The sequence below is a fragment of the Nocardia sp. NPDC004711 genome, from assembly GCF_053601595.1.
In genome coordinates this window covers 114,373-129,834 of the sequence record NZ_JBSGCB010000021.1, presented here as the reverse complement: position 1 = coordinate 129,834, position 15,462 = coordinate 114,373, and the positions used below count along the sequence as shown (strand labels likewise).

The 15,462-nt window shown below is 68.2% G+C and carries 18 protein-coding genes and 1 tRNA gene; 1 reads left to right on the top strand and 18 read right to left on the bottom strand.

Annotated features, from left to right (window positions below; all coding sequences use genetic code 11):
- Window positions 1-5 precede the first annotated feature (5 nt).
- From ACWEKS_RS22675 to ACWEKS_RS22665, 3 genes are all read right to left on the bottom strand, one after another.
- The gene (locus ACWEKS_RS22675; RefSeq protein ID WP_354834641.1) at window positions 6-455 is read right to left on the bottom strand and encodes a single-stranded DNA-binding protein; all 450 of its coding nucleotides are present in this window, start codon (window positions 453-455) and stop codon (window positions 6-8) included.
- Window positions 456-585: 130 nt separating this feature from the next.
- Window positions 586-1,530 (bottom strand): threonine/serine dehydratase, encoded by a 945-nt coding sequence (locus ACWEKS_RS22670; RefSeq protein ID WP_379399035.1) that lies wholly within the window; start codon window positions 1,528-1,530, stop codon window positions 586-588.
- An 11-nt stretch (window positions 1,531-1,541) separates the two neighbouring features.
- Entirely contained in the window at window positions 1,542-3,581 is a 2,040-nt protein-coding gene (locus ACWEKS_RS22665; protein ID WP_452341922.1) for a cytochrome c oxidase assembly protein, read from the bottom strand.
- Between the two features lie 203 nt (window positions 3,582-3,784).
- Here ACWEKS_RS22665 and ACWEKS_RS22660 point away from each other — a divergent pair.
- A tRNA-Arg gene (locus tag ACWEKS_RS22660) sits at window positions 3,785-3,858 on the top strand.
- A gap of 102 nt (window positions 3,859-3,960) precedes the next feature.
- Here ACWEKS_RS22660 and ACWEKS_RS22655 read toward each other — a convergent pair.
- The 15 genes from ACWEKS_RS22655 to ACWEKS_RS22585 form a co-directional block, all read right to left on the bottom strand.
- Window positions 3,961-5,247, bottom strand: coding sequence for a site-specific integrase (locus tag ACWEKS_RS22655; RefSeq protein WP_452341921.1), 1,287 nt, complete (start codon window positions 5,245-5,247; stop codon window positions 3,961-3,963).
- A gap of 35 nt (window positions 5,248-5,282) precedes the next feature.
- Window positions 5,283-5,513: a hypothetical protein gene (locus ACWEKS_RS22650; protein WP_452341920.1), complete on the bottom strand. Its 231-nt coding sequence runs from the start codon at window positions 5,511-5,513 to the stop codon at window positions 5,283-5,285.
- On the bottom strand, window positions 5,510-6,343 hold the full coding sequence (locus ACWEKS_RS22645; protein WP_452341919.1) for a DUF5131 family protein: 834 nt from the start codon (window positions 6,341-6,343) through the stop codon (window positions 5,510-5,512). Before ACWEKS_RS22645 ends, ACWEKS_RS22650 begins: the two co-directional genes overlap by 4 nt.
- The gene (locus ACWEKS_RS22640) at window positions 6,340-7,476 is read right to left on the bottom strand and encodes a helix-turn-helix domain-containing protein (RefSeq protein ID WP_452341918.1); all 1,137 of its coding nucleotides are present in this window, start codon (window positions 7,474-7,476) and stop codon (window positions 6,340-6,342) included. The genes ACWEKS_RS22645 and ACWEKS_RS22640 overlap by 4 nt, the downstream gene beginning before the upstream one ends.
- A complete protein-coding gene (locus tag ACWEKS_RS22635) occupies window positions 7,473-7,889 on the bottom strand; it encodes a hypothetical protein (RefSeq protein WP_452341917.1) in 417 nt (138 codons plus the stop codon). Before ACWEKS_RS22635 ends, ACWEKS_RS22640 begins: the two co-directional genes overlap by 4 nt.
- A gap of 47 nt (window positions 7,890-7,936) precedes the next feature.
- On the bottom strand, window positions 7,937-8,944 hold the full coding sequence (locus tag ACWEKS_RS22630) for a toprim domain-containing protein (RefSeq protein ID WP_452341916.1): 1,008 nt from the start codon (window positions 8,942-8,944) through the stop codon (window positions 7,937-7,939).
- A gap of 6 nt (window positions 8,945-8,950) precedes the next feature.
- Window positions 8,951-9,319 carry a hypothetical protein gene (locus ACWEKS_RS22625; protein ID WP_452341915.1) on the bottom strand — a complete coding sequence of 123 codons (369 nt, stop codon included), beginning with the start codon at window positions 9,317-9,319 and terminating at the stop codon, window positions 8,951-8,953.
- Between the two features lie 3 nt (window positions 9,320-9,322).
- Window positions 9,323-9,706, bottom strand: a complete 384-nt coding sequence (locus ACWEKS_RS22620; RefSeq protein WP_452341914.1) for a hypothetical protein — start codon at window positions 9,704-9,706, stop codon at window positions 9,323-9,325.
- Window positions 9,707-9,708: 2 nt separating this feature from the next.
- The gene (locus ACWEKS_RS22615; protein ID WP_452341913.1) at window positions 9,709-11,289 is read right to left on the bottom strand and encodes a hypothetical protein; all 1,581 of its coding nucleotides are present in this window, start codon (window positions 11,287-11,289) and stop codon (window positions 9,709-9,711) included.
- Between the two features lie 36 nt (window positions 11,290-11,325).
- Entirely contained in the window at window positions 11,326-11,787 is a 462-nt protein-coding gene (locus tag ACWEKS_RS22610) for a hypothetical protein (RefSeq protein WP_452341912.1), read from the bottom strand.
- Between the two features lie 36 nt (window positions 11,788-11,823).
- The gene (locus tag ACWEKS_RS22605) at window positions 11,824-11,967 is read right to left on the bottom strand and encodes a hypothetical protein (protein WP_452341911.1); all 144 of its coding nucleotides are present in this window, start codon (window positions 11,965-11,967) and stop codon (window positions 11,824-11,826) included.
- A gap of 102 nt (window positions 11,968-12,069) precedes the next feature.
- Window positions 12,070-12,192 carry a hypothetical protein gene (locus ACWEKS_RS22600; RefSeq protein ID WP_452341910.1) on the bottom strand — a complete coding sequence of 41 codons (123 nt, stop codon included), beginning with the start codon at window positions 12,190-12,192 and terminating at the stop codon, window positions 12,070-12,072.
- Between the two features lie 29 nt (window positions 12,193-12,221).
- Window positions 12,222-12,824 (bottom strand): hypothetical protein, encoded by a 603-nt coding sequence (locus tag ACWEKS_RS22595; RefSeq protein WP_452341909.1) that lies wholly within the window; start codon window positions 12,822-12,824, stop codon window positions 12,222-12,224.
- 35 nt (window positions 12,825-12,859) lie between these two features.
- Entirely contained in the window at window positions 12,860-13,396 is a 537-nt protein-coding gene (locus ACWEKS_RS22590) for a hypothetical protein (RefSeq protein ID WP_452341908.1), read from the bottom strand.
- 41 nt (window positions 13,397-13,437) lie between these two features.
- Window positions 13,438-15,456 carry a hypothetical protein gene (locus ACWEKS_RS22585; RefSeq protein WP_452341907.1) on the bottom strand — a complete coding sequence of 673 codons (2,019 nt, stop codon included), beginning with the start codon at window positions 15,454-15,456 and terminating at the stop codon, window positions 13,438-13,440.
- Window positions 15,457-15,462 lie beyond the last annotated feature (6 nt).

The window sequence follows — 15,462 nt, the reverse complement described above, 5'->3', positions numbered from 1 at the left end:
CAAGCCTAACTGTGTGTAGTAGCGGGTTCTCCGGCAGTGTCCGCATCCACGGACAGCCGTTCCACGGGTTCGGTCCGGTCGGTTCGACCGAAGGTTTTGCGCACCACCGGGGCGGTGCAACGACCCAGGTCGGGGCCCAACGCCAGGGCCCGCATCTCGAGGTCGGTGCGCTCCGCGCCATCTCGGGTGGTGTACTCGTTCGAGCGCAGCTGCCCGTACGCGATGATCGGATCACCTCGCTGCAGTGACGCCTCGACTCCTTCGATGATCCCCCGTCGCCAACAGTTTACGGTGAGGTACAGGGTGCCACCGTCCACCCAGTCCCCCGCGCCCTGATCGTAGCGGCGGGCAGTACTGGCCAGCCGGAAACTCAACAGCTGTTCACCGTTCTGCAGCGCGCGCCGCACCGGATGGGTGACGATCCGGCCGATCACCGCGGTGTTCGCCTCGTACATTGCACTCCCCCTTGTCGATTCGAGCCTGTGCCTGCCGTCGATCTCAAGGTTCCCGCGCAAGCGCGGGCGGCGACAGGACCGGATCGGCGAGTGTGGACAACTCGCGGGGTGTGGATAGGTTCGCGGCGCGCTACAGCGTCGCCAGGTCGGTATTGGCCCCGCACAACACGATTACCGGCCGCTCCCCCGGTGCCGGCACGTACGCGCCGCTCTGGATCGCCGCCACCGCCGTGGCGCCGGCCGGCTCCACCACGATGCGGAACTCGCGCCACAGATACTCGCGCGCCATCACGATGGCATCGTCGCTGACCAGGATGGAACGCACCGCGTAGCGCTGCGCCACCTCCATGGCGATATCGCCGATCCGGTTCGCGCCCAGCGAATCCGAGGCCACGCTGGAGACCTCGACATCCACCGGGTGCCCGGCCGCCAGCGCCGAGTGCAGGGTCGGCGCGCCCTGCGGCTCGACCCCGATCACCCGGCCACGCAGCCCCAGCGCCGCCGCGACACCGGCGACAAGACCGCCGCCACCCACCGCGACCAGCACGGGCGGCCTGCCCCGCACCTGCTCCTCGATCTCGAGCCCGACCACACCCGCGCCCGCCACGATCTCGGGCAGATCGTAGGCGTGCAGCTGCATGGCGCCGCGCTCGGCCGCGAGCTGGCGGGCGTACCGGTGCGCCTCGGCGTAAGTCGTTCCGTGCCACAGCACTTCGGCGCCGTGCGACCACATGGCCGCCACCTTGGTGTGCGAGGCCGACTCGGGAACCACCACGGTGCACGACATTCCGCGCAACGCGCTGGCCAGCGCCGCCGCGATCCCGGCATTGCCGGCCGAGGCCAGCACCACATGGGTCTTGTCACCGCGCGCCTGCAACAGCGCGTTGAGACAGCCGCGCACCTTGAAGGTGCCGCCGTGCTGGAGGTGTTCCAGCTTGAGGGTCACCGGGACCGGGCCGCGCGGGCCCAGGATGTCGGTGTGGAAGACGGGGGTCTTGCGGGTGTGACCACGCAGCAGGCGGCGGGCCTGCCGCACATCGGATCGATAGAGCCGCTTGACTTTCCGGGTCGCCATGGCGACGTCGTTCACTTGCGCACCTCTCCGTCACGCCGGGCGAGCTCGGCGAACATGGCGTTGTACGCCGTCAGGTCCGCGTCGTCGTCGCGTTCGGCCTTGCGATCGAGCCGGTTCGCCAGGCGTTTGTCGCTGCGTGACCACTGGATGAGCAGCGCCAGCATCACCACCACCAGTGGCACTTCGCCGCTGGCCCAGGCGAGGCTACCGCCGGTGTGCTGATCGGCGAGCAGATCATGGTTCCAGGACAGGCCCAGACCACGATAGAACCAGCCGCCCATCACGGTATCCATGCTCATCAGCGCGATGCCGAAGAAGGCGTGGAACGGCAGCGAACCGAACACCATGCCCAGCTTGGTGAGCGGCTCCACCGGGCGCGGCTTCGGATCGATACCGATCACCACCCAGTAGAAGAGGTATCCGCTGAGCAGGAAGTGCACGTTCATCACCAGGTGCGCACCGTGCGTGCCGACGAACTTGTCGAAGATGCCGCCCAGGTACAGCGCGTAGAAACCCGCCACGAAGAACACCGAGGCCACCACGGGCTGCGTCATGAAGCGCGACACCGGATTGTGCACGGCCGCCAGGATCCACTCGCGCGGCCCGGGCGGCGCGTCCCGACCGGCCGGTTGAATCGCCCGCAGCGCCAGCAGCACCGGGCCGCCCAGCGCGAACAGGATCGGGGCCAGCATGGACAGCATCATGTGCTGGGCCATGTGCACGCTGAACATGGCCGGGGCGTAGCGGCCGACACCGGAACTGGTGGCGATCAGCAGGGTGGCGCAACCCGCGAGCCAGGCAATGGTCCGGCCGACCGGCCAGGAGTCGCCGCGCTTGCGCAGCCGCAGCACGCCCAGCACGTAGACCACGGCCAATACGAGCGCGAGGGTCCCGAAGACGAGGTCGAAACGCCAGTCGAACAGCAGCCGCCCGATATTCGGCGGGCCGGCCAGGTTGTAGCCGATCTCCACCTCGGTCGGCGTGGGCACCGTGCGCAGGTCCGGCGGCGGAGTGCGGCCCAGGCCCACGGCCAGGCCGACGGTGGCCGCGAAGATCAGCGCCTCGACGCCCGCGAAGCGAATGAGCGCGCCGCGATCCTGCGGATCCTTCTCCAGATCCGGGATGGCGCGCTGCCGCTGCAGGAACCCCACGACGCCGAGCAGGATCAGCGCGGCGGCCTTGGCCAGCACGAGCTTGCCGTAGGTGGTGCTGAACAGATCCGACAGCGGCACCCGGACATAGGCGTTGATCACACCGCTGATCGCGATGACCACGAATGAGACGGTCGCCACTTTCGAGAACCGGCGCACGGCGAGCGCGGTGTATTTGCCGTCCCGCAGTGCGTAGGCCAGCACCGCGAACAGGCCGCCCACCCAGAAGCAGGCCGAAACCAGGTGCAGGATCAAGCTGTTGGTGGCCAGATCGTGCGCGCCACCCGACGAGGAGTGCCCGGTCAGGGCAACCGGCAGCAGCGACAGCACCGATAGCCACAGCAGCACCGGCGTCCAGCCCCAGCGCAGCGCCACCCGGCAGCCGATGGCCAGCACCACCACCATGAACACGGTGAATCGCCACGACCCGGCCACATCGACCTTGTCCGCGGCGCGCCACACCTCCTCCGGGCGCAGCGAATCCTGCAGCGGTTGCCCGGTGGTGTCCGACAGGGTCAACGGCACCAGCAACGCTGCCGCGACCGCCCATGCCAGCGCCGCGTTCCCAGCGCGCCGCAGCGCCCGATACCCGCCCACGTCGAGCAGCCCGCTGCTCTGCGGCGGCACGAAGAACGCGGCGAACAGCAGCGACCCGACGGTCAGGGCGGCCGAGAAATCCGCGACCGCCCGCACCGCCGGCAGCCCGTAGGTGGTCAGCGGCCCCGGATCAGGAATACCCAGCAGGGTCAGCGCCTGCGCCGCGGACAACGCCACGACCAGCGCCGCCACCAGCGCGGTCGCCGCGCCACCCAGTGCCGTGATCGCCGCGAACGTCACCCCCGAACCCGACCGATTCGGCGAAACATCCGATCCCGCGGGCGGGTCCTGCACTGACGACATGGGCCCAGCGTAGTTCGGAGTGCCCGTCCAGACTCCCCTGGGGTTTCCGGTCCTCCGGTCTGCACAACCGCCCCGACGCGCCGAACAGTTGCTACGCGACCCAGCTTTGCTGATCTGGACGCTCGCTATACTTAACGCGCTGGACACCGAGATCGATTTCGGTCAAGGTGTTTGGAGCCCGCATCACCGCCGATGCCCGCACTGCCTCCGTAGCTCAGTTGGATAGAGCAAGGGCCTTCTAATCCCTAGGTCGCAGGTTCGATTCCTGCCGGGGGCGCACAAGGGGTGACTGACCAGCGACAACGCTGGCAGTTACACCAATACCCGTACCGGGGAACCCGCAAACCGGGACCGATCCCCTCACAAACTCCCCACTAACTCATTCGTCGCTGACCGCGCTGTGCAGCGCGGCGGCCGCGGCCGGATGCACTCGCCCGCGGGCCATGTAGCGGCGCTGAGTCATCGACGGGTCGGCGTGTCCGAGGACGTCGGCGGCGACGCGGGCGGACAGTCCGGCGTCGTCGAGGATCGTCGCGACTGCGCCGCGGAAGCTGTGCGCGGTGATGTCGTCGGGAATGCCGAGCGCCGCGCGCACCCGCTGCCATTGGTCCTGGACGTTGTCCGGGTCCCGCATCGTCCACCGTGTGGAGGGGAACACCAGGTCGTATTCGGGAGGCTTCGCTGGTCGGCGTGTCCGATTACGTTCCTCGAGTAGCTGCTGGCGCTGGGTGAGCATGACGACCGCGAACTCCGGCAGCGCAATTCGGCCCTTGCGGTTCTTTGGGTCGGCCTCCTGCACCATCCGGGCGAGTCCTTGCCCCGCGACGCGCACGACCTTCCCACTCGTCCGCAACGTCTTGTCGTCGAGATCGATGTCGGACCACAACAGGGCGAGTACTTGGCTGCGGCGGAGTCCGGTGGCTGCCAACAGTGTCACCCAATCGGCCAGATCGGTGCTGGCGCAGTAGTCGGCGACGGTGGGCGGGGTGTAGGCCTTGAGCGGTTTGGGTCGCTCGCGTTCCTGCTTGGTGAGTTTTCGCGGGCACGGCAGCGTCGAGACCCGGACGGCGGTGAGGATGAACCGCAGTTCGTCGACGGTGATGTCGCGGGCTCCGCCGGTGCGCCCCTTGGCTTCCAGGTTCTGGGGCAGTTCCACCTCGCGCACCGGATTGACCTCCCGCGCGCCACGGCGGACGGCGTAGCGGAACATGCCCGAGAGCACCGAGCGGGCACTGGCCATGGATCCAGGGCCTTGCTCGGTGCCGACCTCGGTCAGGAACTTCTCGACGGCGCCGGTGGTGACCTCCGCTACGGTCAGATCCCCGAACGCCTTGTTGAACATCACGGCGACGTCGTCATAGCGTTCGAGTGTTCTGGGCGCTCGTTGCAGAGCAACGAGGCGCTCCCGGTACAGCGTCCACAACTTGCGAACCCGCATACTGCCGGTGATCTCGCTGTCGTGGTCGACTTTGACGTCACGGGCGGCGGCCAAGACCGCGTCGGCTGCGCGAGAACCGTTGCGGTCCGGCACTTTCCGTCCTCGTGCATCCAGCCTTTCCGGGGACACCCGGGAGACTTCGCGCCGTCGGCCGGCAGCGTCGCGGACCTTGACGCGGGCCTCGAAGTGTCCGGGTGCCAGCTCGGTCAACGTCACTTTGCCGGGCACTCCGATCGGTCGCGGTGGGCGTCCCCCGGGCACCTCTACAGCCCTTCGCGTCGGTCGACTTGCCCATCGATGGCAGCGTCCAGCTCGTCGAGATCCCAGAGCAGGTTCTTCCCCACTCGCCGCGGCATCGGCAACCACGGATGTTCGTCACGGTGCCGATTCCAGCGCCGCAGCACCTCCGGATGCCGGTGGATGTGAGCGGCCGCATCGTTGGTGGGTACCCAGCGGCGCATAGGCGCGCGCTCACTCTCATTGGTCGCCGTCACGGCTTCATCCCTTCTCGAATCTCGTGGTCGACATGGCGCGCATCGGCGTGCGCTGGGGTCTGGGCCTCCGCATGGTGGATTTCGGGCAGACGGACGGGGAGCTGGTCCCAGATGACGCCGTCGAGGCTCCGGCCGTTCTGCTTGGGGGTGCGTCCGCCCCATTGTTTGAAGAAGAACGGCACGCCGGCGCTGACGCAGTGATCTCGTAGTGCTCGCACCCACTCCTGGGAGACTGGGCGGGCACCAGGGCCGGATTCGCCGCCGACGATCACCCATCCGATTCCGTCGTGCCGGCTGCGCAGTACCGCGGTGAGGTCGACGGGCCCGAGGAGTGGTTCGCAGGACAGGAACCGGACGGCTGCGGGTATGTCGAGCAGATGCCCGGCCCGGATGAGTGTGTCCTGGTTCTCGACCGAGACACCCATCCATAGGTTGGGTGGCCAGGGCAGTCGGTTGGCCAACCGGCGTGCTCGCAGGGAGCGTTTCGTGAGTATCTGGTAGGTGTGCTGGGGTGTCGAGGCGATCACCTCGAACACGTCGCGGATGAACGCTTCAGGGACGTGGGCGTGGAACAGGTCGGACATGGAGTTGACGAACACCAGCTTCGGTGAGCGCCAGCGGCGGGGGATGTCCAGTGCTGCAGGATGAATCGTGACCGCGAATCCGGGCCCGGAGGTGCGTGGGTCGCCGTCGATCTGATATTTCGGCGCGCCCATTGCCTTGAGCCGCTTGGCCATCGACAGCGCGTAGCAGTTGGTGCAGCCGCTGCTGACGCGGTCGCAGCCGGTGACCGGGTTCCAGGTTGTCTCGGTCCATTCGATACCGGTCATGACGCGGTTTCCTCACCGTTTGCAGGAGGTTGGATCAGTCGCAATCCCGACAGGGTGTCGCGGGTGGTGTCGCTGCCGCCGTAGCGTGCGACGACTCGCGCGACAGTGGAGTGATGGACACCGATTTCGTCTGCGATCTCGCGTGTGGAACGACCCGCGGCATGCAGCGCCAGGATGCGCTCGTCGCGCGTGATCGGATCGTCGCTGTCGCGGGCTGTCGCAGGACTGTCGCCTGGTGGCGCGCCCGTCGCATCAGGCTGTCGCGGCGTCGCATCCTGGTGTCGCACAGGCAATTCCGACCCGAGGACATCCCCAGCAAACGCTCCAGGGCTGTCATGGTGGCTTACCGCGTTGACGGATGCGGCGGACGGTTCGCCGACCTCCGCAGCCGGAACGCTGCCGGGCGCGGTGTGCGCGCGAACATCGACCACAACCGCAGGAGTGCGTGCGGCATCCCTGCCGGTGGCGCGGGAACTGGATTCGGAGAGCAGGGCAAAGCCGCAGGCGACCATCAGCCCGTCCAGCACCAGCGGGCCGACGGCGGAGCCCACGGCGCCGTACTCCCAGCTTTGCAGGACGTCGTGGACATGGCCGTAGGAGATGAGCGCCGAGCCGGCGGCGACGGTGCCGACACCGCCGTAGCGGGCCAGCGACCACGCCAAACCGGGTCGCCAGCGGACTCGCGAGAGCGCTTCGACGGCCAGCAACAGCGTGACAGGCCAGACGGCGGAACCGATTTGCGGCCATACTCCCGGCGACCAGCCGTGTGGCTTGGATGCGGCGGGCAACCAGGTGTGCAGCCAGTTCATCACGATCGACAGGACCGATCCGAAGATGAATCCGGCCCAGGCGACGACCTTGCCGCCGCGGTCTGTCGCATCGGTGTCGCGTATGCGACGGGTGTCGCGCGGCTGCTGCGACACGCTGTCGCGGCTGTCGCGGACGTTGGTCATGATCGCCTCCTCACGGAAGGTCGTGAGCGCCTCGCCCAGCCCTGGGCGGGGCGCGGGTGGGGTGGTGTCGCGTCCGTGCTGGCTGGTTGCCGGTGGTGCGACAGTGTCGACGCGGGGTGTGCCGTGGGGCGCAACGGCATTGGTGCGCCCCACGATCGATCCGGCGTCGTTGCCGGTCACCTGCCACCGCCGTTCGCGAGTACCGCGGGGGTGTAGACGGCGGTGTAGAGGCGGGCCTTGTCGTTGTCGGGATCGGGGCCGGTGTAGGTGACCGACAAGGTGGCGCCGACGTCGAAACTGGTTGCGCCCGAGGCGTTCATCGCCTGTCCGATGGCCTGTTCCATGCGGCTGGTCGGATACAGGTTGCGCGTCCCGTTCGGGGTCTCGATGGTGATGAACAACTGCTGGATGACATTGCCGTGATCGTCGGTGTCGACCTCGCCCGGCGCGCCGCCGTACTTCAGCTTCGGCTGTTCACCGATCTTGGTGATGCGCCCGTACACGGTGGTGCCCGGCGTGCTGTTCTTGCCGAACGCCGACGGGATCTTCGCGGCGGCGGCAGTGAAGCGCTGTCCGAAATTGGTGCTGGTCATAACGGTTTTCTCCTTTTGTGATCAATCAGGGATAGAAGTGGAAAGGGTCAGCGGCTGCGGGTGACCTGCCGCCGGGGTTGCGGGCCCGGCCGCAGTTGGCGGTAGTGGCGGTCGAGGTAGGGCACCATCTCCAGCTCGGCGAAACCGTGGCCGGCGTCGAGGTGGTCGGACAGGTCCTTGCCCGCGGCGGCCTGCAGCACCCGGACCTCACCGACGTGGCCGTGCAGGGTTTCAGCGACCTTGGCGGCGTGGTGGTAGCCGGGACGGTCGCGGTCGGCGACCACGATCACCCGCCCCGCCCCGTGCAACCATTTCGCGTGCTCGGGAGTCCAGCTACCGGCGCCCATGGCGTTGCAGGTGGCGACCTGGCCTGCGTCCATGGCGCGCCCGACGTCCTTCTCGCCCTCGACCACGTAGATCTCCCGCCCGGCCTGCACGCCGTCGAGGAGTTCCGGGAGCCGGTACGGGATCGGCACGAAACCGGTGGGTTCCCAACTGGTTCCGGTCCAGTGCGCTTGGGTGAAGGACTTCTTCTCGCCGTGCTCGTGCGGGGTCGTGTGCCGCACGACCACACCCTCCTCACCGCCGTCGGCGCGCCGGTAGAGGTAGCCGCACACGCTCTCCGTCGGCCCGATCGCCTCGCCGAGATCAGGTTTGGACGGGATCGGCAGCCGCGCGTAATCGATCGCCTTGTCCACCAACGACACTCGCTGCTGATGCGCCTGCTGAGCCGCCGACGGCGGGCGACGTTGCCCGCGCTGCTGCGGCTGGTGAGGGTTGCGTTCGGGCAGGCGATCCCACATGTCTCGGACGCGGAGTCCGATCTTGTCGAGGACGTCTTTGTCGTCGCAGTGGGCGAAGCAGCGGACGATGGTTTTGCCCTGGGTGGGGTCGTAGCGGACCCCGAGGGAAGGGGTGTGGTGTTGCCCGTCGGCCTCGTGGACCGGGCACAGGAACAATGTCCACCGTGCCCGGTCCCGGCCCGGACCCATGGTGGCAGTCAGGGCAGCGGTGATCAGCTGCCACGAACGCCCGTGAGCCGGATCGCGATCCATGACCGATCAGCGCTCCCGCTGGATCCGGCCCCACGGGCGCACCCGCTGCGGTTCGGTCAGCTCCTTGGCCTGATACAGGCTGCGACGCTGCACCTCGTCCAGGCCACCGTCCCAACCCTGGGCGAGGTTGTGCTCGACGTTGTCGAGGAACCGGTCCATTGTGTCGGGTCGATCGCGGAAGTCGGTGTACGCATCCGCGAGGTAGCGCCACTGCTCGGCGTACGGGCCGGAGTTCCAGCGGCCGTGGATCTCACGGACTTTGCTGAAGCTCTCCCCGATCTCGTTCTCGGTCACCCCGGCCTGATACGTGCGTGCCTGTAGCGATGCCTGTTCCCGGAAGTCGCTGCGCATGGCTTCCTCGTGCTCGGATTCCATGGCTCAGCGCTCCCTTCGGATCGGCTGCCGATGGGCGAGGGCAGCGATGGCGGCGCGTTCCTCATCGGCGATGTGGCGGGCCTGGGTCACGCTGCGTCGGCTGACGTCGCTGAGCCCGTAGTCCTCCCAGACGTTGCGGCTGACATCCAGGTCGCGGGCGAAGCGGGCCATCATTTCGGGGCGGTCGCGCCAGTCGGCGTGCGCGGCACGCAGGAACTCCCAGTCCTCGGCGTACGGTCCGGACTGCCACCGACGGTCGTAATCGACGATCCGGTCGGCGATCTCGTAGCGCTGGTCGTCGCTGACCTCGGGCTGCGCCATCTTCAACATCTGCGCCTGGCGGTCATGGAAGTCCGCGCGCATCGCTTCTTCGTGCTCGCTGTGCATGATCACCGCTCCCGCTGGATCGGCGGACGCGGCTTCTCCGGACCGAATCCGTTGCCTCGTCCGTGGCGGTATGTCTGGTCGAAGTCGCCGCCCTGGCTGTGTCGCATCTGATCCGTCGCGTCCTGGATCTGCGTGTCCTCCGCCAGGGCTCGCCCGTGCGCGGCGGCCTTGGCCTGCTCGGCTTGCCGTTCTGGGCTGCCGTACCGGTCGCGTTCGGGGGTCTGCTGCTTGAGCCGCTCGACCGCTTCGTCGCGTTCACCGCGGTAGCGGTCCCGCTCGGCGCCGACGGTGTCGAGCTGTTCGCGGGCCTCCCGCAACTCGCGGTTGGTGCGCAACTGGGTGTTTTTCAACGTGTCCAGTTCCGCGCGCACCGATTCCAGCTGCTGCTTGTGGGTGTCGCGGTCGGCGGTGACCGCGTCCAGGCCACGCTGCAACATCAGCACCCGACGCTCCAGATCCTCCGAACCTCCACTGCTGGAAGACTTTTCGCGGGATCTGTCCTGCCCGGTGGTTTCCGGGGGCTGGTCGTGGACGGGGCGGTCGACCTCGGCGCGCCAGCCGTTGACCTCGTCGGTGACGAACGCATGGCTGCCCTCGGTGGTGAAGAACGGCTCACTGTGACCGCTTTCGGTCCCGGACAACCGCACCGCCTTCGGGGTGCCGAACTGGGCGATCTGCCCCTGCCGCATCGCGGCCCACGCAGCGGCTTCCCGTTCGTTCGGGTGCAACCCGACTTGGTTGTCCACCTTTTCGAGGTCACCGTTGGGGCCGGGGTAGCGGGCGACGATGGCGACCTCGGCGCGGGAGTTCGCGGTGGCGTTGTTGAACTCCCAGGTGATCTGCTCAGCCGACAGCCCGGCCTGCGCGGCAGCCCGGGCGGCCTGTTGTGCGGCAGCGTCCCGTTGCTGCGGGTGCGGCGCCCAGGGGCGGTCGACGGCCTGGCTGCGCCGGATCATCTGCACGGCATCGGCCTGCGCCATCGAATACCCGCTGCCCAGTTGACGGCCCGGATGGGCCTGACCGTTCCCGTTGTGGGACTGTGTGATTACGGGCCGGGAGTAGGCGGGGGTGCGGGCGATACCGGTGGCAGCGTGGGCGCGGGCGACCTGGGCGCGGTAGCGCAGCGCGTCCAGGCCGCGCACCTTGCGGGCGTGTTTGAACAGGTTGCCGAGTTTGAAGTCCGGGAACCGGGTGGCCGCAGCCATCCCATCGAGGGCGATACCCTGCTCGATAGGCGTCAGCATCTCCGATTCCAGGACCCGCGCCTCCAGGTCGCCGTGGTGGCGCGCCAGCGATTCCCGGTCACGCACCCGCTGTTCGGCGCTGGTGCCCGGATCGATCGCGCGGGCATTGACCGCCGCGGAGTGCTGGCGATAGTTGTCGATCGCGCCGGCGGTGGCCTGCAACTCAACGGTGCGCAGCTGTTCGGCGGTGCGGGTCTGTTCGCGCACCAGCAGGTTGATGCCCCTCTTGATCTGGCGCTTCTCCCGCCAGCCCTTGGCGTGGGAGAGCCGCGCCAGCAGTTGCGCGATCTGGGCGGTGAAGCGTCCGGCTTCGCGGGTGATGTCATCCATTTCGGACATGAGGGTGTGAATTCCTTTCGGCGGTAGCGGGTTTGGTCAGTTCAGGGAGGGGTCGCACGGTGTGACCGCGACGATGGCCTGGTCGAGCAGTTGCTTGCACAGGTCCCACTGCTTGCGGGTGGCGGTGGTGGTCTTGCGCAGGTAGTGGACGGCGTCGCAGTAGGCATCGATGGCGAGGTCGTCGGGCAGGTCCTCGACCGGGCCGGTGAGGTCGTCGCTGTCGTGGGTGAGCGCTCGAAGATGCTCGGGAAGCCGCTGTTCGACCCTCAGCAGGTGGCGGCCCTTGTCGATGTCGGTTCCGGGTCCGAGTACCACGAGGGTCAGCAGCGCCAGCCAGAGCCCCGACAGCACGCCGTCGCTGTGATCGCGGTTGTGCTCGGGCTCGATCAGCTCCCGATGCGCCGCGCGCCGCCAGCACACGGTCATGTCCGCGGTCGCGGCGGCGACGGTCGCCAGCGTGTGGATCAGATCTTCGGCAGGGTCGAGTTCGTCGGTCATGCGGTTGGTATTCCTTTCCTTCACAAGGGTTTTGAGCTATCGCGTGCGTTCGATCGGGGGACGCTGCTGGCCGAGTTGCTGTTCGCGGTGCTCGGCGGCGGCGTCGGTAAGGCTGATGCGGGACGCGGGCCCGTGGGCGTAGGTGATGCCCATCTCGACGGTTTCCAGATCGCGGTCCACCGCCCGCAACGCGGAGTGGGTGAGGATGACCGCCTCGCGCGGGTCGGTCGGGGCGCCGAGCTCGTCGACGCGCAGCGACTTCGGGGACTGCGCCAGTTGCGCTTACTCGCCGCGGATTCGGGCGACGTCCGCCCGCAGCGCCTGCACTCGGTCGGCGAGCTGGCCGATCTCGTTGTAGAGGTCGCTGGGGATGGGCGGGATCGGTTCGTTTCGGTTCTTGAACATCGGATTCCTTTCGGGGATAGGGGTTTTCGTCAGGACTGCGCGACGGCGGTGGTGGTGTCGGCTGCGGGGCTGGGCACCTCAGTGGTGAGCTCGTCGAAGCCGTGCACCTCGCTGTAGGCGGCCTGCCAGCGCATGCGGTCCAGCAGGTTGAGGGCCTGCCCGGCGTTGGGGTTGTCGCGGCGGCGGTCGAATTCGGAGCGCATGGCTTGCAGCTGGTCGGTCCAGGTATTGAGCGAGGCGTAGTCGAGGCCGCCGGTGACCGGGTCGGCGGTCCAGGCGTGGCGGACTTGGCGGCGCGCGTGCAGGATTTCGCAGATCAGCCCGGACAGCGACAGGTCGACCAACTCGCTGCGGGTGCCCGACAGCAGGTCAGGGCGGAACTTGGAGCGCTTGTAGCTCTCGCCGCGTTCGCGCTGTTCGCGCTGTTGCTGGGCCTGGTGGTCGATCAGGCGTCGGGTCGCGGCGAGTTCGGTGCGCTCGGCTTCCGTCATCCGCGACCGGGTGATGGCTTCCGAGACTCGGGTGTCGAGATCGAAATCGTCGATGGCGATGATCGTGGCAACGGTCGCGATCCCGGCGACGACGCCGGCGGCGATGCCGAGGCCGATCGCTCCGGAGGTGTTGGTGTGCAAGGTGTTTCCTCTCCTTTTGTGGTGAATTGCGGGGGTCAGTGGATGCCGCGCTGCTGGGCGCGAGCGGCGCGGTGTTCGGTGAAGGTGGCCAGCGCCATCGACGGGGAGGGACGGCGGGCGGCATTCCAGGCCAGGTAGGCGATCCAGCCCAGCCCGTAGACGACGACGGGGCCGCCGACGTCGGCGGGCTGTCCCCACGCCGCGGTGGTGGCCAGACCGACCACAACGAAGGAACCGGCCGCGCTCGCGCGCCAAATCTGGCCACGGGTATGGGGTTTCGCCGACGGGACCGGTGCCGGGTCGCCCGATTCCACGGGCGCGGCGGTCGCGGGCTGCTCCTGTGTGGGCAGGGGCGGGACCAGCCGCAGGATCGGTTTGGCCGGCGGGCGCTGGACGGTCTCGTCGGCGGGGTCGGTGTCGTAGGCGGTGGGGTCGGCGAGGTAGTCGGCGATCTCGTCGGCCAGCAGGTCGGCGTGGGCGGCGATCTCGTCGCGGTTGATGCCGGCGCGGGGTTGGTCGTTGTCGTGGTCGTCGCCGTCGTGGTCGTCGTCGTGGTCACGGAAAATGCGCATAGTTGTTGTGCTCCAATCGATTCGCGCCTGGATCGGGCGGGTTATGCGGTGGCGGGGGTGGGGTCGTCGCCGGTGCGTGGGGCAGGGGCGGGTGAGGTCCCGGGCAGGCGGGTCTGTTCGGATTTGTCGCGCAGTACGACGCGGCCGTAGTCGGCGCGGCCCTGTTTGAAGAACACGAACTCACCGGTGTCGAATCGGCTGACCCGGGCGGGGTCGACCAGCCATTTCTCGCCGATGGAGACTTGGCCTTCGTCGCCGTGGCGCTGGCCTTTGATCAGGTGCCGTGACGGCAGCATGGCCGGGACGGATCCGGCGTGTTTGCACAGCTCGCCCGCGTTTTCCATGTAGCCCAGCAGGACTCCGCCGGCGCAGGTCTTCAGCAGCCGGTTCAGCGACCATTCGTCGGGGGCGACCGATTCCGGGGATTGGCCGCAGAACACCATGGCGATCTTCTGGGAGCGGCCCCGCTCGGCGATGTCCTCGATCCCGATCGACCCGTGCTTGGTGGTCAGGGCCGACAGTTCGTCGATGAACAGGATCACGCTGCGCCGCAGCGCTTTCGCGGTGCGTCCGGCGCGCTGCATCAACAGTCGCAGGGTCATCGCGACCTGGGCGCGGGCGGCGTCCTTGTCCAGGGCGGGCACGGTCATGAACAGCACGTCGAGGTCGTCGAGGTCGACGCCGTCGTCGAAGACCATGCGCCCGTTGGCGTCTTTGAGGTCTTCGAACAGGTTGGTGCACTTGATCAGTGCGTCGTCGAGTTGCGGGACCTTCTCGGCCTGCATGGCATCGATCTGGCGCACCACATCCGGCGCGTAGTTCCATGCCTTCTTGAGGTTGTCCTCGACCAGCAGGTCCAGAAACTCGGTGTGGTTGCGGGGCTTGCCGGTCGGGTTGTCCACCACCAGGGCGGCGATGCGGGTTTGCATGCTCTCGAAGTGCTGGCCTTCGGCGGTGGTGGCCTCGCTGGTCGCGGCCAGCAGTGCCGCGACCATGGCGCGCAGATCCCGGGCCGGGGTCTTGTCCCAGGCGTCGAGGGTGTCCATCCCGGGCACACCCACCAACGCGATGCGTTTCGGGTCCACGCCCCGGGCGATCATGGTCTTGCGGATGCTGAGCCCGAGTTCGTGGTCGTCGACCCCGCCCTTGCAGGAGATCATCGCCAGCAGCGGACGCGAGTGTTTGCCCGCCATGCCCGGCACGCCGGCCCATTTCTGCCAGGCCCGCCATTCGTAGTCGAACAGTGCTTCGGAATACTGTTCGTAGAGAGTGGTTTTGCCGCTGCCGGTGGTGCCGAACAGGGCCTGCTGCTTCTTGGCATCGGCGTACGGGATGGCCAGCCACGGTTCGTGCCGCTTGGTCAGTGACCGCCACACTCCGGGAGATTTGTAGCTGACGGTCTCGACGAGGGTGCCCAGCACGATGTCGTGGCCGCGGTGCAGGGGCGCACCGAGTTTCGCCGCCCGCGCCGCCGCCTGATGCCGGCGGATGGTGAGGGAGTCCTGAACGCGTTTGGTGCGCCGCAGCGACTTCAACCCGACGGTCTCGGTCTTGACCAGGAAATGCGCCCACCACAGCGACGCGGCGACCATGGTCGCGGGCAAGCCGATGATCAGCATCATCGACAGCCCGCCCAGCTGCCCGCCGGCGAGGTGCTGCGCGCCGTCCCACAGCAGGCTCAACGGGGTCGACCACGACCCGCCCGCCAGCGCCGAGGTCAGTGGCAATGCCCATGCGGCGGCAGCGAAATTGCGTAGCCGGTGCGGCTCCAGCGGCCGGACCGCGGCCACAGCCACGATCAACACAAGCATCGCCGCCAGCGCCGCCCCGCACACCAGCGCGGTCTCGGCGGCCTGTCCGGCATGCGCCAGGTTCGGGCCCGACAAGTGGGTGACCGGGTCGGTGACCGCCCGCACCGCCGGCGGGGTGCCGGGCGGGGCCTCTGGGGTCATCGGGGCGAACTCGTTCGCCGTGGGCGTCGAGTCGGCGGGCAGTGGTGTGGCGGTGGTGGTCGGGCCGCAGTCGGTGGGAGTGATCAGGGCGACACAGTCGTTGGTCATGACGTT